Origin of the sequence: Bifidobacterium sp. M0353, assembly GCF_016100645.1 — a bacterium.
GTDB classification, from domain to species: Bacteria; Actinomycetota; Actinomycetes; order Actinomycetales; family Bifidobacteriaceae; genus Bombiscardovia; species Bombiscardovia choladohabitans.
In genome coordinates, this window is the sequence record NZ_JACFSB010000003.1 from 63,696 (window position 1) to 85,652 (window position 21,957).

13 protein-coding genes and 1 tRNA gene are annotated in these 21,957 nt (G+C 62.7%); 9 read left to right on the forward strand and 5 right to left on the reverse strand.

The features are described 5' to 3' along the window. Positions 1-7 precede the first annotated feature (7 nt). From H3V04_RS08435 to H3V04_RS08450, 4 genes are all read left to right on the forward strand, one after another. Complete coding sequence (locus H3V04_RS08435) at positions 8-1,315, forward strand: chloride channel protein (RefSeq protein ID WP_198188100.1); 1,308 nt, start codon at positions 8-10, stop codon at positions 1,313-1,315. A 276-nt stretch (positions 1,316-1,591) separates the two neighbouring features. Beyond that, entirely contained in the window at positions 1,592-4,228 is a 2,637-nt protein-coding gene (locus H3V04_RS08440) for a YhgE/Pip domain-containing protein (RefSeq protein WP_198188102.1), read from the forward strand. Further along, positions 4,225-6,555, forward strand: coding sequence for a YhgE/Pip domain-containing protein (locus H3V04_RS08445; RefSeq protein WP_198188104.1), 2,331 nt, complete (start codon positions 4,225-4,227; stop codon positions 6,553-6,555). The genes H3V04_RS08440 and H3V04_RS08445 overlap by 4 nt, the downstream gene beginning before the upstream one ends. Before the next feature lie 36 nt (positions 6,556-6,591). After that, complete coding sequence (locus H3V04_RS08450) at positions 6,592-7,683, forward strand: alpha/beta fold hydrolase (RefSeq protein ID WP_198188106.1); 1,092 nt, start codon at positions 6,592-6,594, stop codon at positions 7,681-7,683. On the opposite strand, the gene H3V04_RS08455 is transcribed toward H3V04_RS08450, so the two are convergent. The 3 genes from H3V04_RS08455 to H3V04_RS08465 form a co-directional block, all read right to left on the reverse strand. Continuing rightward, entirely contained in the window at positions 7,684-8,304 is a 621-nt protein-coding gene (locus H3V04_RS08455; RefSeq protein ID WP_198188108.1) for a hypothetical protein, read from the reverse strand. It abuts the gene before it with no gap. Continuing rightward, complete coding sequence (locus H3V04_RS08460; protein WP_232342667.1) at positions 8,297-9,565, reverse strand: AAA family ATPase; 1,269 nt, start codon at positions 9,563-9,565, stop codon at positions 8,297-8,299. The genes H3V04_RS08455 and H3V04_RS08460 overlap by 8 nt, the downstream gene beginning before the upstream one ends. Before the next feature lie 63 nt (positions 9,566-9,628). Further along, entirely contained in the window at positions 9,629-12,487 is a 2,859-nt protein-coding gene (locus H3V04_RS08465; protein ID WP_198188112.1) for a heavy metal translocating P-type ATPase, read from the reverse strand. 119 nt (positions 12,488-12,606) lie between these two features. Between H3V04_RS08465 and H3V04_RS08470 the strand changes: the two genes are divergently transcribed. Together H3V04_RS08470 and H3V04_RS08475 are read left to right on the forward strand one after the other, a co-directional pair. After that, on the forward strand, positions 12,607-12,888 hold the full coding sequence (locus tag H3V04_RS08470; protein WP_029679038.1) for a metal-sensitive transcriptional regulator: 282 nt from the start codon (positions 12,607-12,609) through the stop codon (positions 12,886-12,888). A gap of 165 nt (positions 12,889-13,053) precedes the next feature. Next, on the forward strand, positions 13,054-14,388 hold the full coding sequence (locus tag H3V04_RS08475; RefSeq protein ID WP_198188114.1) for a dicarboxylate/amino acid:cation symporter: 1,335 nt from the start codon (positions 13,054-13,056) through the stop codon (positions 14,386-14,388). A 171-nt stretch (positions 14,389-14,559) separates the two neighbouring features. Here H3V04_RS08475 and H3V04_RS08480 read toward each other — a convergent pair. Further along, a tRNA-Leu gene (locus H3V04_RS08480) sits at positions 14,560-14,642 on the reverse strand. A gap of 56 nt (positions 14,643-14,698) precedes the next feature. Next, positions 14,699-15,997 carry a tRNA guanosine(34) transglycosylase Tgt gene (tgt, locus tag H3V04_RS08485; protein ID WP_198188116.1) on the reverse strand — a complete coding sequence of 433 codons (1,299 nt, stop codon included), beginning with the start codon at positions 15,995-15,997 and terminating at the stop codon, positions 14,699-14,701. A gap of 232 nt (positions 15,998-16,229) precedes the next feature. Here tgt and H3V04_RS08490 point away from each other — a divergent pair, with 232 nt between their 5' ends. The 3 genes from H3V04_RS08490 (at position 16,230) to H3V04_RS08500 (ending at position 21,839) form a co-directional block, all read left to right on the forward strand. Further along, on the forward strand, positions 16,230-18,113 hold the full coding sequence (locus tag H3V04_RS08490) for a trypsin-like peptidase domain-containing protein (RefSeq protein ID WP_198188117.1): 1,884 nt from the start codon (positions 16,230-16,232) through the stop codon (positions 18,111-18,113). Positions 18,114-18,286: 173 nt separating this feature from the next. Continuing rightward, complete coding sequence (locus tag H3V04_RS08495; RefSeq protein WP_198188118.1) at positions 18,287-20,254, forward strand: heavy metal translocating P-type ATPase; 1,968 nt, start codon at positions 18,287-18,289, stop codon at positions 20,252-20,254. A gap of 118 nt (positions 20,255-20,372) precedes the next feature. Next, a complete protein-coding gene (locus H3V04_RS08500) occupies positions 20,373-21,839 on the forward strand; it encodes an FAD-dependent oxidoreductase (RefSeq protein ID WP_198188163.1) in 1,467 nt (488 codons plus the stop codon). The last annotated feature ends 118 nt before the right edge of the window (positions 21,840-21,957 follow it).

Below are 21,957 nucleotides of genomic sequence, written 5' to 3' on the forward strand. Positions count from 1 at the left end.
TGGGGTTGTGCATACCCAACGAAAGCCTGACCAGACTCCAGGACCCAATCGCGGATTCCGGCTTCCCCGCAGCTGGGGCCTGGCGGTCTCGGTGCTCTGCCTGGGTCTGTTGGTCGGACTTTCTTCGGGCCTGCTGGCAAGGTTCTTCGAGCTGACTCAGGCCGGTCTACTGGGTTTCACCGAGACTCCGGAGGCTCCCACGGCTGAGGTGGTGCCGCCTATCAGAAGGCTGGTCTCAGTGACCATTGCCGGACTGGTGGCCGGACTGGTCTGGGCCTGGCTGCGGACGAGGAACAGGCTGGTTCCCTCGGTAGGCCAGGCTGTCAAAGGTGCGCCTATGCCCCCGGGACGGACCGTGGTTCATGTGCTTACCCAGATCTTTTTTGTGGCTGCTGGTGGCTCCATAGGCAGGGAGGTGGCCCCTCGCGAGGCCGGGGCCCTTCTGGGCGGTCTCTGGACCAGGATGGGCCGACGGCTGGGGCTGCGTGATCAGGACGGCCCGCTGCTGGTTGCCTCGGCTGCGGGTGCGGGATTCGCCGGTATTTACATTGCGCCTCTGACCGGCGCTTTCTTCGGCATCGAGGTGCTGCTGCGGCGGGTGGATGCCGAAGTGGTGACGGTCAATCTGGCCATGTCGGCCCTGGCCACCCTGGTCGGCGGATCCATCAAGGGGTTCGCCCCCTACTACAAGGTCGGCTCCGAGCCCTTCCAGCCCTGGCTCATGGCAGTGGTCCTCCTGATCGGACCGGTCATGGGACTGTTGGGGGCCGGATTCCGGCGGATGACCTCCTGGGCAGAGGCCCATAGGACCAACGGTCCCGCGGCTATCTGGCAGCTGACAGGGGTTGCTCTGTTGACCGGTCTGGTGGCCCTGGCCGTTCCCCAGGTCATGGGCAACGGCCGGGCTCTGGCACAGATGGGTATGGATCAGCGGCTGTCTGCCGGGTTCTCCGGGCTCCAGTTGGCTCAGTCGCTTGCCCTCCTGGCCCTCTTTGCGCTGGCCAAGGCCCTGCTGACCACAGCCACCATCCGTGCCGGGGCTTTCGGCGGCACCCTGACGCCTTCCATAGCCCTGGGATCCGCCATGGGCGCTGTTTTGGGCCTGTTGTTGGCTTGTCTTGTGCCCGGACTGCCGGTCTGGCAGTGTGCCGTGATCGGCGCCGCCTCCTTGCTGGCCGCCTCCCAACAGGCTCCGCTCATGGCCATGGCCATGCTGATGGAGGTCTGCCACCTGCCGGTCATGGCCTTTATGCCCATGGGTCTGGCTGTGGCCCTGTCGATGGCGGTCTCACGTCTGTTCGTGTCCAAGTCATAAACCGTCGTCTGAGTCCGTGTTGCCCTGAGGGTCCGGCCTCGCGTGATGCCGATAGATTCAGTCCTTACTCATATACGATGAAACCACCACTGGTCGCGTGTCTGCCCTGCCGCCTCCGGCCTTGAGCGGGCATTCACAATCAGCTGACCGGTCTGGGCCAGTAAGGAAGGGTGGTTATACTCGGGCCGGACGTAGTTCCCGGGAGGATGCAGCCAATCCGAGTGGAGCAGGCCAGTGCCGTGATCCCCCGGACAGACAAGAAGGAGGTGCCTGGCGGTGAAGACCGTGTTGGCCATCTTCAGGCGAGATCTCTGGCGGATACTGCGCAACCCCGTGGCCCTGGTCGTGACCATCGGCGTGGCCGTGCTGCCCTCCCTCTATGCCTGGTTCAACATCATGGCCCTCTGGGACCCCTATAGCAACGCCAAGAACCTGCCCGTAGCCGTCGTCAGCATGGACCGAGGGGCGCAATCGGCGGAAACCGGCAGGATCAACGCCGGCAGATCGGTCATCCAGGAGCTGCGCGCCAACAAAAGCCTGGGCTGGAAGTTCATGGATGATGACCAGAGAGCCATCGACGAGGTCCACTCGAGCCAGTGCTACGCGGCCATTATCATCCCCGAACGGTTCAGTGCCGACCTGGTCGGCATAGTCGAGGGGACCGGGAACAGACCTGCCCTGAACTATTACGTCAATGAGAAGAAGAACGCCATCGCCCCCAAGGTGACCGACACCGGCGCCTCCACCATCGATCAGGAGATCAACACGGTCTTCGTCTCGGCTGTCAGCGATGCCCTGGCCGGGAAGGTCCTGCAGACCGCCGGCGATGCCCAGGGCGCGGCCGAGCAGAGCCGCAGCCAGGTGGTGGGCGACCTGGGGGACATCATCGGCCAGCTTGACCGGATGGACGGCCAGCTTGACCGGATTGGTTCCACCATGGGCCAGGCCCGGCAGACCGTGGCCGGCTCCAGAAACGACATCAAGAACCTGCAGAGTCAGATATCGGCCACCCAGGCCACCCTGAGCAAGGCCCAGGACCACATGACCAGGACCCGCGATGACAGTCTTCGCTTCTCCTCCGCCCTGAACCAGGCCCTGGCGGACGGGTCGGTGCGGCTGTCCAGCGCGGTCACTGATGTGAATACAGTTGCGGGCGGGATTACCTCCGACCTGAACGCCACCCAAGACAAGGTGGACCGGGTCAATTCCGGCCTGAGCCAGCTGGTCGATGCCAACGCGAAGGCCGTGGACCGGCTCCAGTCGGGTCTGGACCAGTCCGGATTGCATCCTGGGGATCCGGCCTACGAGAGCATCCAACGGCAGATCGATGATCTGAAAAAGACCAACCAGCAGCAGAAGGCATCCCTGGATGCCTTCAAGAAGAACTCCTCCACGGCCCTGGACTCGGGCAAGCAGGCCGCATCGGACCTGAGCTCGGCTATGACAGACACCGGTGATACAGGCATCAAGGCCCTGACTGCGGCCAGCCAGAGCCTGACGGGGACCACCATGCCCAACCTCCTTACCGGCCTGGACAGCCTCAACGCCTCCAACGGCTCGCTTCAAGGTGCCCTGAGCAGCCTGGCCACCACGGCCGCCCAGACCGATGCCCTGCTGGATCAGCTGGATTCCACCATCGGCCAGGCCCAGTCGACCCTGTCCACCACCAGGACCTCCCTGGCCTCGGTCAGGTCCGACCTGGAGGGGGTTCGCACCGATGTGGCCGCTTTAGGGTCCTCGGCCGCCTGGAACCGGATGTCCCAGACCCTGGGGTTGAGCCCGGACTCCTTCGGGAAGGCCATGGCCTCGCCGGTTGAGCTGGCCTCGCACACGGTCTACCCGGTAAGCAACTACGGATCATCCGTGGCGCCCTTCTATACCAATCTGGCCCTCTGGGTGGGCGGGTTCATCCTGATAGCCATCTACAAGCTGGAGGTCGACAAGGAGGGCATCCGCAGGTGCACCGCCACCCAGGCCTACCTGGGCCGCTGGCTTCTGCTGGTCTTCGTCGGGTTCTTCCAGGCGCTGATCGCTACAGTGGGCGACCTGATGCTGGGTATCCAATGCCAACAGCCGGCCCTGTTCGTCCTGGCCGGGGTCTTCGCCTCCTTCGTCTACATCAACATCATCTATGCCCTGGCCGCCTCCTTCAGGCACATCGGCAAGGCCCTGGCCGTGGTCCTGGTCATCCTGCAGATACCCGGCTCCTCGGGCATGTATCCCATTGAGATGATGCCCGACTTCTTCCGCAATCTGAACCCCTGGCTGCCCTTCACCTACGGGATCAACGCCATGCGTGAGACCATCGGCGGCATGTACGGCAACCACTATTGGCAGGACATGCTTCACGTCTTCTGGTACCTGCCGGCAGCTCTCCTGATCGGACTGGTGGTGCGGCGGTACCTGCTCAACCTGAATGCCCTCTTCGATCGTCGGCTGGGCGCCACCGACCTGATGCTGACCGAACAGAACCATTCGGCCGACCGTCGCCTGAGCTTGGGCAGCCTGGCCCGCTCCATCCTGGGCGAGGGCGACTACCGCGCCGTCATAAGGCGGCGGGCGCATCGCTTCCTGTCCCTCTATCCAACGCTGATCCGGGCTGGTCTGGTCCTGGTTCTGCTGCCGGTCCTCTTCCTCATCCTGCTGTTCAGCACCGAGGCCAAGATCGTCATGCTGATCGCCTGCATCGCCTCCATCGTCCTGATCGACGCCTACCTGATCATCGTCGAGTACATCTGCGACGGCTATGTGCAGCAGCTGGGCCTGGCCGAGCGTCCCGGCATGGACTTCCACACCCTGATCCGCCCGCGTCGGCAGGGTCCCTCGGCCGTGACCAGGCTGACCACGGCCGTGCGCGAATCAGTCATGAACCACGATGAGGAAGACGCTCACGAGGATGGTGATCGTCGATGAGAAACATCTGGAGGATTCTGCGCAAGGACCTGGCCGACGCCACCAGCAACGTCATCGCCATCATCGTCCTGATGGGTCTTATCATCGTCCCGGCCCTCTATGCCTGGTTCAACATAGCCGCCAGCTGGGACCCTTACAAGAACACCAAGGCCATCAAGGTGGCCGTGGCCAACACCGACAAGGGGTACAAGTCCGACCTGATTCCGGTCAGGATCAACGTGGGGGAGACGGTCACCAGCACGCTGCGGGCCAACGACCAGCTGGACTGGAGGTTCGTCAACCGTGACCAGGCCCTGGAGGGGGTGCGCTCAGGCGAGTACTATGCCGCCATCGTCATCCCCAAGGATTTCAGCGCGGACATGATGACCCTCTTCTCGCAGGATGTGAAGCACGCCAACCTCGAGTACTACCTGAACGAGAAGAAGAACGCCATCGCCCCCCATGTCACCGAGCAGGGGGCCGACACCGTGGCGACGACCATCGACAAGACCTTCGTCAAGACCGTGGGTCAGGTGGGGATCGACCTGGCCAGCCAGGTCTTCACCTACTCCCAGAGCCCCCAGGTCCAGGATTATCTGGCAAGGACGACCGGACACATCGATCAGATGTCCCAGCGGCTGACCACCGCCTCCAGCCAGGTGAATGCCTATGCGGGCCTTCTGGACTCCTCAGGAAAGATGATCGACTCCACCGGCAGGATCCTGGGCCGGTCCGACTCCGCCATGGCCGATGCCAGGAAGGCCCTGAACCAAGGAATCAAGGGGTCCAAGAATCTGGGCAAGTCCCTCTCCGGGTCGGCCCAGGCGGTCGACACCGCTCTCGACCAGGCCTCGGGCGCCTATGACACCATCGGCTCCAAGATCGACGACGCCTTCGACAAGGTGGGCCAGCAGAGCGATGCCGTCAGCAGCCAGCTGAACGATCTGAGCCAGCGGATCAGAGACTCGGCGGCTGACTACGACGGGATGATCGCCAGCCTGGAGAATCTGCGTGCCACTGTGGAATCCGATGCCAATCTGACAGCTGACCAGCGCCAGGCTCTGCTGACCGCCATCGATCAGGCCCAGGCTGGAATGCGCGCGGCTCAAGCCTCCCAGCGCGACCTGGCCGACCGGATCAGCCAGGCCTCCCAGACAACCAAGGAGGGCAAGGACAAGCTGGACGGTCAGCGCCAGGACCTGAAGAACAGGATTGCCCAGGCGCGCGCCTCGGTGGACCAGGTCCGCACCCAGTACCGCAATGATCTGAAGCCCCGCCTGGACGACTTGGCTTCCTCCATGGACACCGTGGTCACCTCGACCGACCGGCTGCTGACAGGTCTGGATGGAACCGTCAAGGGGGCCTCTGCGCTGACGGGGCCTATGACCAATGACATCGGCCAGGCCAAGGACCAGCTGGGGGAGATCTCCCAGCGTCTGGACCAGGCCTCCAAGCGGCTGACCGACCTGGGGGGACACCTGACCCAGGCTTCTCAGGGCAAGGATACGCAGGAGGTCAAATCCCTGCTGGGCGGGGATTCCGAAACCCTGGCCGCGCTTCTGTCCTCGCCGGTCGGCATCCATCGGCATGCGGTCTTCCCGGTCATGAACTACGGATCGGCCATGACCCCCTTCTACACCATCCTCTCCATCTGGGTGGGTGCCACCATTCTGGCGGCCATGATGAAGGTGGCTCTGTCAGACAAGAAGAAAGCCTTCATCCTGCACCTGGACTCCCTGCAGGATGCCTGGAAGAGGGCCGATGACCTGGATGAGGATTCCGATGGCCGCCGCTCCTGGGGGGCCTTCCGCCCGGAGTCGCCAGGCAACGCCCGCCGCTTCGGCCTTCAGCTCTACCAGGAGTACTTCGGCAGATTTGCGGTCTTCGCCCTGATGGCCATCCTCCAGGGTTGCCTGATAGCCCTGGGAGACCTCTTCTACCTGAAGGTCCAATGCGTCCATCCGCTGATGTTCGTGCTGGTGGCGGTTTTCGCCTCCTTCGTCTTCATGAATCTGATCTATACCCTCGTCGTCTCCTTCGGTGACATCGGCAAGGCCATCGCCGTCATCCTCCTGGTCATGCAGGTGGCTGGCTCGGGCGGCACCTTCCCCATGGAGACCCTGCCCGGCTTCTTCCAGGGGGTCTATCCCTTCCTGCCCTTCGTTCACGCCATCGGAGCCATGCAGTCGGCCGTTGCCGGAGCCTATGGCATGGAGTTCTGGCGGGAGATGGCCACGCTGGCTCTTTTCCTGGCGCCTTCTCTGCTGCTGGGGCTGGTCCTGCGCAAGCCCGTCATCCGCTTCAATGACTGGATCGTCAGAAACCTCGAGAGCACCCGGCTCATGTAGGGCCGAGTCCAACAGAAGGTGGTATAGGGTGAGAGCATGAGCGTCCAACTGGTTGAGGAGCGCCGCTACGACCAAATCATGAAGGATCGCGTCCTTCCTGACCTGGCCTCCTGTCGCAGTGATGGATGGATGATCTCCCATGACGGCGGCGAGGATGGGGGAACCGTGTTGGACAAGGCCCATCTCAGCGGTGTGGACCCATCGCGGCTCCTGCATTACGTCTGCTATGACAGGACGCTCTTCCGCCAGGGCGCAGTGGAGTCCGGCTCGGCTCGTGTGCGCGGGGCCGTAATCATCTCCTTCGGTTTTTCGGAATTCGCCGACAAGTACCAGGAGATGGCCTGGTACTTCCTGATGCAGGGGTACTCCGTCTGCATTCCCGAGCATTGGGGGCACGGTTTCTCCGGCCGTGGTGTGAGCGATCCCAGCCTGATCTGGGTGGATCATTGGCAGCGGTATGTGGCGGATTTGGCCGCCTTTTGCTCCCAGGTGGGCCAGCAGTATGCCCAGGACAATCCCATGGTCCTCTATGCGCACTCCATGGGCGGCGGTGTGGCTGCACGGATGCTGGAAACCTTCCCCTCGCTTATCGACAAGGCGGTCCTGTCATCGCCGATGATTGCGCCGCGGACCGGGTTCATGCCCTCGGTGGCCTGGACGGCGACAAACGCCGCCTGCATGATGGGCCGCTCGCGCAGCATGGCTCCGGGGTTCGGCCCATTCCGCCCCGAGCTGGACATGGGCAAGTACCCCAATGGCAGCCAGGCGCGGGTGGCCTGGACCCATAAGTTACGGGCCAAGGAACTGCACTACCAGACCAGCGCTGCCACCTTCGGCTGGGTCAGGGAGAGCCTGGAGATGAGCCGGGCCATATTGCGTCCCGACCGGTGCAGCCGGGTGGAGACCCCTCTGCTGCTTTTCCAGGCTCAGCCCGACCGGTTTGTGTTGCCGATGCCCCAGAACCGTTTTGTCGACCAGGTCCAGCAGGGCGGCTGCCAGGCCACGCTGGTACGCATCCCGGGCAGCATGCACGAGCTCTACCAGATGCCCGACAAGGTCCTGGGGCCTTACTTGGAGCGCATCTTCGACTTTTTCGACCAGCCCTGGTGGCTCGCTGATGACCGCTGATCAGACGTTGAGCAGATCGGCCAGTAGGAAGTCATCGCCCTGCTTTTTTGCCGAGGTCATTTCCCTGTACAGTTCTAAAGCTCTAACCAGCGTATCCGCATCATCCCAGTATTGATTTAGAAAGGGATATTTCTTGACATTACGGAAGTTGTAGTCGTCCTTGTCCAGCTCCTCCTTGCAGAAGAGACTGGGCTTCAGCTTGCTGTTCTTTGCGCCGCGATGGTGCGACTTCCAACTGTTGTACTCGTCCAGCTTGTCCTCGCGGCAGACGATCAGCATCTCGATCTCGGGATGCGTGGTGACGTTAATGGTCCTGGCATGCTCGGCGTAAGGCTGGCGCAGCAAGGTGCGGTGGCCCAGCTGGTCCTGTATGCAGAGGATGGTCACGTTTCGCCCGTAGTCCTGGGTCAGGAAGTCCCGAGCCAGGCTCTCACCGCTTCTGTCGCGGGTTGACCAGGCATCGTCGTTGTAGGGATCGGTGATGATGCGATTCCGATCGATGAAGGTCAGGTGCTTGGTGACCAGCTTGTCGACGATGACCTGCTCGGCCACGCCTTCGCAGGAGAAGAGCACTGCGTCGTCCCCGATGGCCCTTGCAAGCTCCTCGCGCCTACTATGCATGATGTTCTTGCCTGGCTACCTGGCCAGCTACGTATTGGCGCATGGCCTTGAGTTCGGCTGCCTTGGGAGCGGTGCCTCCGATGTAGTTGGATAGGAAGACTTCGCTGTGCTTAAGCTCCCCGCGCCTGACTGCCTCTGAGTAGTTGATTGCCTGAATGCCCTTGCGCGCGTCCTCGCCGCGTCTGAGGAAGTAAATGTTGTCCTTGCGCTGGATCAGATCGAGCAGCTCTGCATAGTGGGTGGTGAACATCAGGGTGGCACCATGAGGATTGCTGGTCGTAGACATGAAGAGGTTGATGATCATGCGCACCAGCTCCTTGTTGATGCTGTTTTCGATTTCGTCGATCAGCAGATAGCCGCCGGTGCGCAGGACCCGGATGGCTGCTTTGACGATTCGGGATCCGCGGACAGTGCCCAGGGAGAGCAGTCCGGCCGTGTCCATGTTGGACATGACCACTTCTTGAGAGGTGCCGGCAAATCTCAGATGGGCGCGGTGTTCCTGGTCGATGTGGAAGTAGTCGATGCTGTCATCGAAGACGTGCAGCACGGGATCGGCGATGGTGTCGGCCGGAACGATGGGAAAGTAGGTTTCTGGTCCGATGCGGGCGATGACCTGAGTCAGATCCGTCTTGGTTTTTGGCAGAACGATGCTGGAGTGAGGCGAGAGGTAGTCGAAAGCCTCCTTGGTCAGATAGGTGTCGGTGGATGCATCGCCTGAGGATTGGGCTGCCGGACGCCGGACCTTGATCAGTTCCGAGCGTTGTTGGAAAGCGTCTGTATTGCGAAGCACGGACTTGGGCAGGGACTTGCGTGGATACTTCCAAAGCTGTTCCTGAGAAAACTGATAAGTGCTATCTACTAGCGGGTCCGTGCTTTCATCGGCGTTGTCGTTCCGGACCGCATCCAGCTGTGATTTGAGCAGATAGAACTGCTGATTGGACTCGAATATCAAAGAGATCTGCAGGCTGGGCCCGAAAGCGCTGAGGGACCTGACGGAGGACAGCATAGGGCTGGCATCCCTGCTCAGAATGCTGACAGCCAGAGCCAGGGCGTTGAGTGCCGTGGTTTTGCCAGATGCATTGATGCCTGTAAGGCACAGCACGTTCTGCGCGTAAATGTGACTGCCTGGACTGTTCTCCAGATAAGTCAGTCCGTTGCCAGGGGTTTTCGAGCGGACCTGGTCGCGGGCGTAAAGATCCAGGGCCAGGGTCTGGTTTTCAAAGGGTTCAAGGCCCTCGACGACCATTCTGAGCAGACGCATGATAGTCACCAATATTCCTGTAGACATAAAAAGTGTCTACAGGAATATGATACGCCTGCAATTTTACTTGTTGAGCACCTTCTCTGGATCGGCATCGAAGGTATTGACGCAGTTCTGCGAGCAGAAGTAGTAGGTCTTGCCCTGGTAGTCGCGCTTGGCTGCGGCTGTGTTGGGGTCGATGGTCATGCCGCAGACCGGGTCGGTGACTTTGCCCGTTGTTGCCTGATCCTGCTGCATGTCGTCATGACGATGGAAGAGTCCCATCTCGTTTCCTTTCTCTTGGTTGTGTTCTTGGTGGGTGGAAATACTGAGGTCCCTGGTCAGGGCATCCATGTCGATTGGCTTGGCCTCCTTGACCGGCCTGGCCTTCAGGGGCGTGTGCCGAAGCCGGTTGGCGTTGAGCACCACTGATAGGGATGAGAAGGCCATGGCTGCGCCGGCGATCATGGGGTTGAGCAGGAGGCCGATGAAGGGGTAGAGCACGCCGGCGGCGATGGGGATGCCCAGGCCGTTGTACCCGAAGGCGAACCAGAGATTCTGGTGGATGTTGCGCATGGTTGCGGCAGACAGGTCGATGGCCTTGACGGCCGCGTTCAGGTCGCCCGAGACCAGGGTCACATCGGCGGACTCGATGGCCACATCCGTTCCGGTACCGATGGCCATGCCCAGGTCGGCCTGGGCCAGGGCCGGGGCGTCGTTGATGCCGTCGCCGATCATGGCCACCTTGTGCCCCTGGGCCTGGAGGGCCTTGACGATGCTCGCCTTGTCCTCGGGATGGATCTGCGCCACCACCCGGGTGACTTCGACCTGGCTGCCGACCTGCTCGGCGGTGCCTTGGTTGTCGCCGGTCAGCATGATGGTCTGGATGCCGCGCTCGTTCATGTCGTGGATGGCCTGCTTGGAGCCGGACTTGACCTGGTCGGTCACGGCCAGGACCCCGGCAAGCCTGCCGTCGATGGCTACGAAGATGGTCGTGCGGCCCTGATCCTCCCAGCTGCGAGCGGTGTCGAAGAGGGATTGCGGGCCGGCTTGGTCCGCCATTTCGTCCTCAAGTTCGATTCCCTTGCCCTCAAGCAGCCTGCGGTTGCCGACAAGAACATGCGAGGTGCCCTTGCTTCCGTCAAAAGAGCCGGAGGGGAAGGTCGCATCGATGCCGGCGCCGGTGACCGAGTCGAAGTCCTCGGCCGGGACCAGATCCAGATTCCGATCCTTGGCAGCCTGGACGATGGCCTGGGCCAGGGGGTGCTCGGAATTGCTCTCGGCGCTCGCAGCCGCTCTGATCAGCAGGTCCTCGTCCAGCCCATGCACGCTCAGGGCATCAGCCAGTTCAGGCCGGCCCTGGGTGATGGTGCCGGTCTTGTCAAGGACGATGGTATCGACGTCATGTGCCCCCTGCAGGGCCTCCGCCGACCGGTAGAGCACGCCGGCACGGGCGCCGCGTCCGGTACCGATCGTCACGGATAGGGGAGTGGCCAGGCCCAGGGCGCAGGGGCAGGCGATGACCAGGACGGAGACGGCCGCCACGATTCCGTATACTCCGCGGGGCATGGGGCCGAACGCCCACCAGGCTACGAAGGTCCAGAGCGCCACCAGGATGACCCCGGGAATGAAGATTGACGATATCCGGTCGGCCAGCTTCTGGATGGGTGCCTTGGAGGTCTGAGCCGTCTTGACCAGCCGGATGATCTGGGCCAGAACCGTGTCCTGCCCTACCTGGGTGGCCTTGTAGCGTAGGGAGCCTGTGCCGTTGACGGTGGCTCCGACCAGGGAATCGCCCTCCTGTTTGAGGACGGGCATGGGTTCGCCGGTCACCATGGATTCGTCCACTGAGGATGAACCGGAGATAACCTGACCGTCCACCGGCAACTTCTCGCCTGGATGGACCTGAATCACGTCTCCGACGGCCACATCGTCGACGGCGATCTCCTGGGTGGTCTCCCTGCCGTCCTGGCCGGTCCTCACCACGGTGGCAGTCTTGGGCCTGAGCCCGACAAGGGCGCGGATGGCATCGCCGGTGCCGCGCCGGGCCCGTGCCTCCAGGATCTGGCCGAGAATCATCAGGGTGATGATGGTCCCCACGGCCTCATAGTAGGGTTCACGGCTTCCTTCAGGCAGGAGCTGCGGGGCCACGGTGACCACCAGTGAGTACAGGAAGGCCGTGGCTGTGCCCAGGGCGACCAGGGAGTTCATCTCCGGTGCCCGGTGTGCCAGAGCCAGCCATCCGGTGCGGTGGATGGGCCAGCCCGAGTAGAACATGACCGGCAATATCAGGACCAGCTGGACCCAGGGGTTCATCAGAAAGTGAGGCATGGGTAGAAACATGCCGAACATGGCCGGGATGAAAACCGGGAGCGTGAAGACCAGGGCCACGATGAATCGTCTGGTCAGATCGCGGATTTCTGCCGAGCGCTCTTGATCCGCCTCGTCCTGGTCGTTGCCGCCGTTGGCCTGGGCGGACTTGGCGGGTGCGGTGGGTTCGGCTTGTGGGCGCTCGCTTTGTGGCTGGCTGCCTTGTGCCTGTTCGGATTGTGCTTCGGTACTGCCGGTCGTGGGTCCGTCGGTGGCCCGGAGCATCCCGTGAAGCATGTTCATCCCGCAGGCGAAGGGGTAGTCGCCGGCCTTGGGCGGGGTCAGCTGGACGGTCGAGGTCTGGAAGGCGGGCAGGGTCTTGTCGATGTTGAAGTCGTTGAAGACCACATGCGAGGAGCACTCTCCGCTCTCCTGGCGGTCGAAGACCAGCTTGACCGGCCGCCCGGCCTGGACCTGGATCAGCTGGGGGCTGTATCCGCCCTTGACCGTGATGTGGACGGTCTGGACGCCGCCCTCATCCTTGGCTTGGGTGGCCTTTCTGGGCGCGAAGAAGTACCAGATGATGCCCGCCGTGATGGCCAGGGCCGCGATAAGGACCAGGATGCTGCTCATGTGGCCCACTATACCCCCCAGGGGTATACTGATAGTGAATTTCGAGATGGGTTTCATGAATTCGAGTCAGCCCTGGCTCCGCCATGAAGGCCATGGGTCGACCAGAAATGGAGTGAATCGTGCCCGGATATGCCAAGGACAAAAAGCGGACCATCACCAGACTCCGGCGTGTCGAGGGTCAGGTCAGGGCCATCGAGCAGATGGTCGAGTCAGACACCTACTGCATCGACATCCTCACCCAGATCGCCGCCTCGACCAGTGCCCTGAAGTCAGTGGCCCTGACCCTGCTGGACGACCATATGGACCATTGCGTCCGCGAGGCCGCCGAAAAGGGAGGCGAGGAGGCCGACGAGAAGATGCAGGAGGCTTCCGAGGCCATCGCCCGCCTGGTCCGCTCCTAGCGGCCCTCGTCAGACAGGCTCAATCCGCCCTGGAATAGCAGTCCATAAGCAGCGGGTATAGGCGTTCTTCCGGGAATCGCTGGACTTCCGCTTCTTTCCTGTTAGATTGAACCCCAACCCCGGGCCGTTCGGTCCTGGGGAGAACGGATCGATGAGGGAGAGGCAATGTCGGAAACAAGTTGGGATTGGGCGGCCCTGATAGTGGTCGTCATTCTCTTTGCGGGACTGGCCCTGCTGAGCAGGAAGACCAAGGTCAACTTCAGTTGGCGGGTCATCATAGCGACGGTGTTGGGAATCCTGGTGGGTGTGGGCTTCTCCGGTCACACGACCTATGTGGGGGCATTCGGCAACGTCTGGTCCGAGGTCATTTCGGCCCTGGTGGTACCCCTCCTGCTTTTCAGTATCATCGCCAGCATCAGCCGCATCGGGGGGTCTGGTCGGTTGAAGAACATCAGTGTGAAGACCATCGTTCTGCTCATGGTCAATACCTTCACAGCCGCCGTGATCGCCCTGGTTCTGGGGCTGCTTTTCCAGGTCGGCAAGGGGTTCAATCAGGCCCTGCCCAAGGGGACCAAGTCCCACGAGGTGCCGGGAGTGCTCGATACCCTGGTCGGCCTCTTCCCCTCGAATCTGGCGGAAAACTGGGCCCAGAACCAGGTCATTCCCGTCGTGATCTTCGCCATCCTTCTGGCGGTCTCTCTGAACAAGGCCGCCTCCACCCCACGCGGCGAGCAGAGTGTGGCCCCCTTCAAGGCTTTCGTGGAAGCCGGCAATGTGGTCCTGTCCAAGGCCACTCAAATCGTGGTCGGCTTCACCCCCTATGCGGTCCTTTCCCTGATCGCCGCCGCCATTGGTCGCAGCAATCTGAAGAGCCTTCTGCCCCTGCTGGCTGTGCTCTTGGTGGCCTACCTGGGCCTGGCTATTCAGCTCTTCCTGGTCCAACCCCTGATCCTGGCCCTGGTCGGCCGGGTCAATCCTCTGCCATTCTTCCGTTCCCTTTGGCCGGCGGGCGTGGTGGCCTTCACATCCGAGAGCAGCATCGGCACCATTCCTGTCACGGTCCGTCAACTGCGCTCTGCCGGCGTTCCCGAAGAGACGGCTTCCTTCGTGGCCAGCCTGGGAGCCAATCTGGGCATGCCCGGATGCGCCGGGCTCTGGCCCGTCCTCCTGGCTGTCTTCGCCATCAATGCCCAGGGGATTCCTTACACCCCCCTGCGCTTCGCCCTCCTGATCGTCTTTGCCCTGGTGGTTTCGGTGGGGACGGTGGGCGTGCCCGGCACAGCCACGATCACCGCCACATCCCTCTTCACCGCAGCTGGCCTGCCCGTACCCTTCATCGCTATCATGCAGCCTATTTCCCAGATTGTGGATATGGGCCGCACGCTGGTGAACGTGGCTGGTGCCGCCAATACAGCAGTCATCGTGGCCAGGACCGAGAATGAGCTGGACCTCGATCTTTACCGGGGCCGCAAGGTCTTCGACGACCAGGACATCGAATGATCATTCCAAGTCATCAAAACTGCACGGTCGGGTGGCAGGCTACAAGAGGATGAATCAGACTGGCCCGATCTGCAACGGCCGTAAGGTCAAATAACCTGAACAGCCTCGACCGCTATCGGAGCAATAAAAAATGTCTTCGACTGACATCAATCAGCCGAAGACATTGCTTTGTGCGAACGGAGGGAGTTGAACCCTCACGAGCATCAGCTCACTGCCACCTGAAGACAGCGCGTCTACCATTCCGCCACGTTCGCAGACAACTGGAAAGGTTAGCACGGTTGTCTGCGCGGCGCAATAATGGCGTGTTGGTTCAGCCCTTGGATCCGTGGGCGTAGAACCTGGCCAGCGTCTCCTGCTTGTACTCGTCGAAGTAGCCGCCGTCGATGGATTGGCGGATTTCGTCCAGCAGCCTCACGAAGAAGCGTTCGTTGTGGATGGTGGCCAGGGTGTAGCCGTTGAGCTCATGGGCCCGAAGCAGATGGTCAATGTAGGCCCGGGAGTAGTGGGTGCAGGTGTAGCAGTCGCAGTCCTCTTCGATGGGTCTGAAATCAGCCTTGAACTGGGCGCGCTTGATGTTCCAGCGACCGTCACGGGTGAAGACCGCCCCGTTGCGGCCGCAACGGGCCGGGGATACGCAGTCGAAGGTGTCTCCTCCGTTCTCCACGCCTGCGAAGATGTCGTCCACAGCGGCGATGCCCAGCACATGCCTGGGTCGGGATTCGGGCATTTCGTCGCAGATCCAGGCGCAGGTCTGCCCCAGCAGCCGTTTCTCTATGGCGCCTCCGATGCCCACGCCGTCGAAGTCCAGGGAGGCGATCTGGCGGGCGGCGCGTCTGCGCAGATCCTCGTAGTTGGCCCCCTGCACCACGCCGAACAGGGCCTGGTAGGGCTTGCCGGTCCGCGCCCGGGTCAGCCTGTGGTGCTCCTCCACGCAGCGTTTGGCCCAACGGAAGGTGCGCTCCACTGACTGCTCCTGGTAGGTGCGGGTGTTCATCAGGGTGGTCAGCTCGTCGAAGGAGAACATGATGTCGGCGCCGATGCGGTGCTGGATGCCCATGGAGATTTCAGCCGAGAAGCGGTGCCGGTCGCCGTTGAGCGGGGACTTGAAGGTGACCCCGTCCTCGTCCACGAAGGCCAGGCGCTCCTTGCCTTCGGCGATCACCTGGTCCGACTTCATGCCGGTCACGTCCATGGCCAGGGTCTTCTTGAAACCAGCACCCAGCGAGAGCACCTGGAAGCCGCCCGAATCGGTGTAGGTGGGGCCGTCCCAGTTCATGAACCGGGCCAGGCCTCCGGCTTGGTCCAGGATGTCGGGGCCGGGGCGTTCGAACAGGTGGAAGGCGTTGGCCAGAAGGACCTGGGCGCCCAGCTGCCGCATCTGCTCGGGCAGGACGGCCTTCATGGCCGCCTGGGTGGCCACGGGGATGAATGCGGGGGTGTGGATGTCTCCGTGAGGAGTGTGGATGATGCCGGTGCGGCCATAGCGGCGGCCATTGCGTCCCAGGCCTTCCGGGCTGTCGGGCAGGCGGTTCAGGGTCTCGAATGAGAATGCGGCGCGGTCGCCGGGGCGGCCCGGCGTGGCTCCCAGCGGGTTGGTGATCAGGCTCATGGCTCCACTGTATCCAAGACATCCAACCGTCCGCCTGCTGCCCTGCGTACAGTCGATGCGACTTTCATGCAATGTCCAGACAACATTCAGCATCTCGGCTCTAGACTTGGAAGCAATGCATGCGAGGACCCGCTTCGCCTGTCAGCCGGAAACAGCAAAAAGCGCGGGCGACGGGGTAGATTGACAAGCGTTACCGAATAGCAGGCAGCGGCATCGATCCGAAGGAGCAGAAATGGCTGAAGAGCACAAGGCCGACCCTTGGAAGGGCGGCGATGACGGTCAGTCCTGGCAGCCAAGCCACATCGAGCGCGGGGCCGCCGATCATGAGCAGGAGACGGGATCTTCCGCGGACCAGACCGACTCTGCTCAAGTCCCCACGCCAGAAGAAGGGGACCAGCAGACTCAGGCCTGGGATCAGAGGCCCACGACCCCTATTGCCATGCCTGGCGGCGATGCACGGCCCGCGACTCCAGAAAATGCGTTGAATGACGGTAGCGGCACCGGGACTCCAGCCCCTGCTTCCAGTGGCTCGACCACAGGGCAGGATGCGCCGACGCAGCAGCAGCCCTACTATCGGCCTGCGCCCGAGTATGGTGCTTATGCTCCCGCTGGCTCGCGTCCGCCTGCCAACAATCAGGGTCAGCAGCAGCCCAACCGGCAGCCCAATCAGGGATACGGCTCCGGTCCTCAGCAGGGCTTCTTCGGACAATACGGACAGCCAGGCCGGTTCGGTCAGAATGGCCAGCCCGGCCAGCCCCGCCCGAATGCCGGTCAGAACCCCCAGGGTGGCCGACCCTCCGGCCAGGGTCCCTATGCACCCTTCGGATCCGCCGGCCCCAACGGTCGGCCTGGTCCTGTCAACAACGCCGGCAGCAACATGAGCGGCACGGGCAAGTACGTCTTCACCGCCGTGGTGGCCGCCCTGGTGGCCGCAGCTCTTATGCTGGGCCTGGGCTGGGCGGCCCTGTCCAACGGATGGATCACCCTGCCTTCGTCCTCCTCGCTGAGCGGGGTCTCCTCCAACTCCTCAGGCCAGGGCACGGCCAAGGTCGAGGGCGGGCAGGCTCCTGACTGGCAGGGCATCAGCAAGCAGGTCTCCGAGTCCGTGGTCTCCATTCAGGTGCAGACCAAGAGCGGGGTCGGGGCCGGATCAGGCGCGGTCTTCGACACCCAGGGCCATGTGGTCACCAACAACCACGTGGTCGATGGTGCCCAGGAGATCCACGTCACCCTCTCCAACGGGCAGATGTACACGGCCAAGGTTGTCGGCACCGACACCACAGCCGATCTGGCCATCCTCAGCCTGGACCAGGCGCCCTCCGACCTGAAGCCTGTGAAGTTCGCCGACTCCGAAAAGCTGGCCGTGGGCGAGAACGTCATGGCCATCGGCAACCCCCTGGGCTACGAGAACACGGCCACCACCGGCATCGTCTCGGCTCTGAACCGCCCGGTCTCGGTCATGGACGAGAGCAACAACAACCCCATCGTGACCAATGCGGTCCAGCTGGATGCGGCCATCAACCCCGGCAACTCGGGCGGCCCCACCTTCAACGCGGCCGGCGAGGTCATCGGAATCAACTCCTCCATCGCCTCCATGGCTTCCTCCAAGTCTGAGGCAGGGTCAATCGGCATCGGATTCGCCATCCCGTCCAATCTGGTCAAGCGGATTGCCGATGAAATCATCAAGGATGGTAAGGCCAAGCACGTCTCCCTGGGTGTCACCATCCAGAGCAGCACGGCCCAGGCCGACGGCGTCACCCGCGGTGGTGCCAAGGTCACCAATGTGGTCTCGGGCTCCCCGGCTGACAAGGCCGGCATCAAGGTCGGAGACACCATCGTGGCCTTCAATGGCCATGCCGTCAACAACAACTACTCCCTGCTGGGCTTCGTCCGGGCTGCCGCCTTCGGCGACTCGGTCAAGATTACCGTGGTGCGCGACGGCAAGACCGCCGAGGTGAACGCCACCCTGGATAGCGAGGAGCAGACCGTGCAGGGCAAGCCCAGGACCAACAGGAGGAACTCGGACGGCAGTGGCCAGGACGGCGACTCCGACCAGGGCGGTTCGGGCGACGACGATGACCCCATGGATCCCTTCCGCTTCTTCTTCGGGCAGTGATCCGGGACTGAACCCAGGGGCCGCATCCGTCACTTTGACGGGTGCGGCCCCTTGTCATACTCGCCGTCCATCGCTGACTCCCGCGCGGTATAGGCTTGGAATGTCAAGAGCAGAAGAGAGCCGTGATCCGGCTACGGCTGTCAGGTAGACAAGTCCGGAGCGGGGAAGTGGTCATGTCAAAAATCCTGGGTTTCGCCAAGAAGGTCCCCATGCTTTGGGTGGTTCTGATTTGCGGGCTGGTCATGGGCCTGCTCTGGCACCCCTATCGCCAGGCCGCCCAATGGCTGGTCGCCGTCCTGGTGGCCGTCTCGCTGGTCGATACCCTCAAGGGGATGATCGATGACGTGCGCCAGGGCCACGTGGGCGTGGACATCCTGGCCGTGGTCGCCATCCTTTCCACCCTCGCCGTGCAGCAGTACTGGGCCAGTTGGGCCGTGGTCCTCATGCTCTACTCGGGCGATGCCATCGAGCAGTACGCAGGGAACAAGGCGCAGAACAACCTGACCGTATTGGTCCAGGCCGCCCCCCAGGTGGCCCACGTGGTCCAGGCGGACCTGCCAGAGGGGGAGCATGCCCTTCCCAAGGAGAGCGACTGGAGCACGGTGGATGTCGATAAGGTCCGTCTGAACGACCTCCTGGTGGTCAAGCCCGGCGAGACCGTGCCTGTTGATGGCGAGCTGATCAGCCCTACCGCCACCTTGGATATGTCCACCATCAACGGGGAGCCAATGCCCCGCAGGCTCTACCAGGACGCCCAGGTCATGTCCGGAGCGGTCAATGGTTCGGGTACCTTCCTGATGCGGGCCCGCCAGCTGGCCCGGGACTCCCAGTACCAGCGAATCCTCAACCTGGTGCGCTCCGCCCAGAACTCCCGGGCTGCAGTCGTCAGAACAGCCGACCTGATGGCGGTCCCCTTCACCGTGGTGGCCTTCATCATCGCCTGCGTGGCCTGGATCATCTCCGGTGTGCCGACCCGGTTCGCCCAGGTTCTGGTCCTGGCCACCCCCTGCCCTTTGCTGATCGCCGCCCCCGTGGCCTACATGGCCGGGACCGGGAGGCTGGCCAAGGCGGGGCTGCTGATCAAGACCCAGGACGTGATCGAGAATCTGGGCCGGGTCTCGCACATCTTCTTCGATAAAACCGGCACGTTGACCGTAAAACGTCCCCAAGTGGCCAAGATCGACCTGCCTGAGGGTAGGGAGCAGAAGGTCGATACAGACCGGATTCTGGCCATGGCGGGCGCTGTGGAGTCCTACTCGGTCCACATCCTGGCCAACGGAATCGCTGAGGCCGGGGCCGCTGCCCAGGAGCGGTTGCGGGCACGGAGCAAGGGCCAGACCCATCTGCACGCGCGGGAGGTTCGGGAGGACTCCGGCAACGGGGTCCAGGGCCAGGTCGACGGCCACCAGGTCAAGGTGGGCAGGGCCCAGTTCGTGGCTGACGGACATTCGAGTGATCTGTTCGGCCCCCTGGCGCCTGACGAGATGGCCTCCTACGTCTCTATTGATGAGGTCTTGGCCGCCAGGGTCGTCATGAAGGACGTGCCCAGGTCGGATGCCGCCCAGACCATTACCCAGCTGCGGGAGTTGGGCATCACCCGTCTATCCATGGTCACCGGCGACAAGGAGGACTCGGCCCGGATCATCGCCGACCAGGTGGGTATCACCGACGTGCATGCCGGCCTCTTCCCCGAGGACAAGACCAATCTGATCGCCAAGGCTTCCAGGGAGGAGCCCAATCGGCAGCCATTCTGGGACATCTGGCTGTCCAAATTCCTTGGTGAGTCAGTGACCAAATCCATCACCCTGATGGTGGGGGACGGGGTCAACGATGCTCCGGTCCTGGCCGCTGCAGACGTGGGCATGGCCATCACCGACGGAACCACCACGGCCGCCTCCGAGTCCGCCCAGGCCGTGATCATGAATGACGACATCGCCTGCCTGCCCAGGTCGATCACCATCGCCCGCAGGACCAAGAGGGTCATGCTCCAGGCGGTCATGCTGGGGCTGACCCTGGCCACAGTGGGTATGCTCTGCGCCGCCTTCGACCTGATCCCCGTGGTTGTCGGCGCCTTCACCCAGGAGGCCATCGACGTGGTTTCCATCCTCTGGGCCCTGACTGCGCTGATAGATCGGGACTGAGGCCATTTCGCGACGCTTGGTGAAAGTCCCGGGGATGGAGCCCGACTAACTCTGTTCCCTACCTTTGCTTTGCGTTAGGCTGACAAACATGAGCGATAATAATGTCAACGATTCCACCATGCCCGCACCGGCCCGCGGCGAGGAAGCCGGCTCACCCCTGCGCGTGGCCGTCATAGGCGCGGGGCCTGCAGGGGTCTATGCCTCTGACATCCTGCTGCGGCAGCTCCGGGAGAAGGGCGTAGACCTGGGTCTGGGCGACCGGGCCCGGATCGATTTGTTCGAGAAGCTGCCCGTTCCCTTCGGTCTGGTCCGTTACGGCGTGGCCCCGGATCATCCCAGCATCAAGTACATCGCCGGCGCCTTGGAGAAGACCCTGGACAACCCCGAGATCCACCTCTATGCGGATGTGGAGTTCGGCAAGGATGTCAACCTGGATGATCTGCTTGAACGCTACGATGTGGTGCTCTTCGCCACCGGCGCTGTGGACGACCGCCCCCTACAGATCGCCGGCCATGAGCTTGATGGCGTTCACGGGGCCGCCCACTTCGTCGAATGGTATGACGGCTATCCTGACGCTGACCAGGACTGGCCCCTGGATGCCAGGCAGGTGGCCGTCATCGGAGGCGGGAACGTGGCCATGGATGTCTCCAGAATCCTGATGCGGCGGGCCGACGACCTGCTGGGCACCGACATCCCCGATAACGTCTACCAGGGGATTCAGGGCAACCAGGCCCGTGAACTGCACATGTTCATCCGTCGCGGACCAGCCCAGGCCAAGTTCTCGGTTCAGGAGCTGCGCGAGCTGGAAAAGCTGCCCGGGGTGCAAATCGTCATCGACGAGGAGGACTTCGACCTGGATCAGGAGACCATCGACCGGGCCGGTGCCGACAAGCTGACCAGGCAGATGCTGGAGGAGCTCTTCACCATCAGGGAGATGGCCGAGGATATGGCTGAGGACGGCGGCGTCGACTTCGAAGGCAACCCCGCCGACCGTCGTTTCTATATGCACTTCTACCGGATGCCAGCCGCAATCATCGGCCAGGACGGCAGGGTGACCGGCATTCGGGTGGAGAAGACCAAGGTCACGCCCGAGGGCACCATGGAGGAGACCAGCCGGTACGAGGAGTACCCGGTTCAGGCCGTCTACCACGCCATCGGCTACAAGCCTGCCGAGGTTCCCGGCATTCCTTACGACTTCTCCGGCTATACCCTCTCCAACGTCCACGGTCGCGTGACCACTGCTCCCGAGGGGCAGGACGGCCGACCCATCGATCGTCTCTACGCCACGGGTTGGGCCAAGAGGGGGCCCGTGGGCCTGATCGGATCCACCAAATCCGATGCCCTTGAGACCATCGGCAACATGCTGGATGACCTGGCCGCCAGCCCGACTCGTGGCCGCTTCGCCAAGGACCGCGACGACGATTCGATCGATCATTTCCTGGCGGAGAAGGGCATCCAGCCCATCGACTTCGCCGGCTGGAAGCGGGTGGATGCCTACGAGCGGGCCGAGGGTGCCAAGGTTGGCCGCGAGCACATCAAGGTCATCGACCCCGACCAGCTCCGCCAGCTTGCTCACGGCGAGTAGGCGATCGCTCTTAGGCCTGTGTTGACAGTGACAGGACCTGGATGAGGCTTATGAATCCTCACCCGGGTCCTATTTTCTTAGTATTCAATACTGGGCGCTTACTGCAGACGGATGGGCC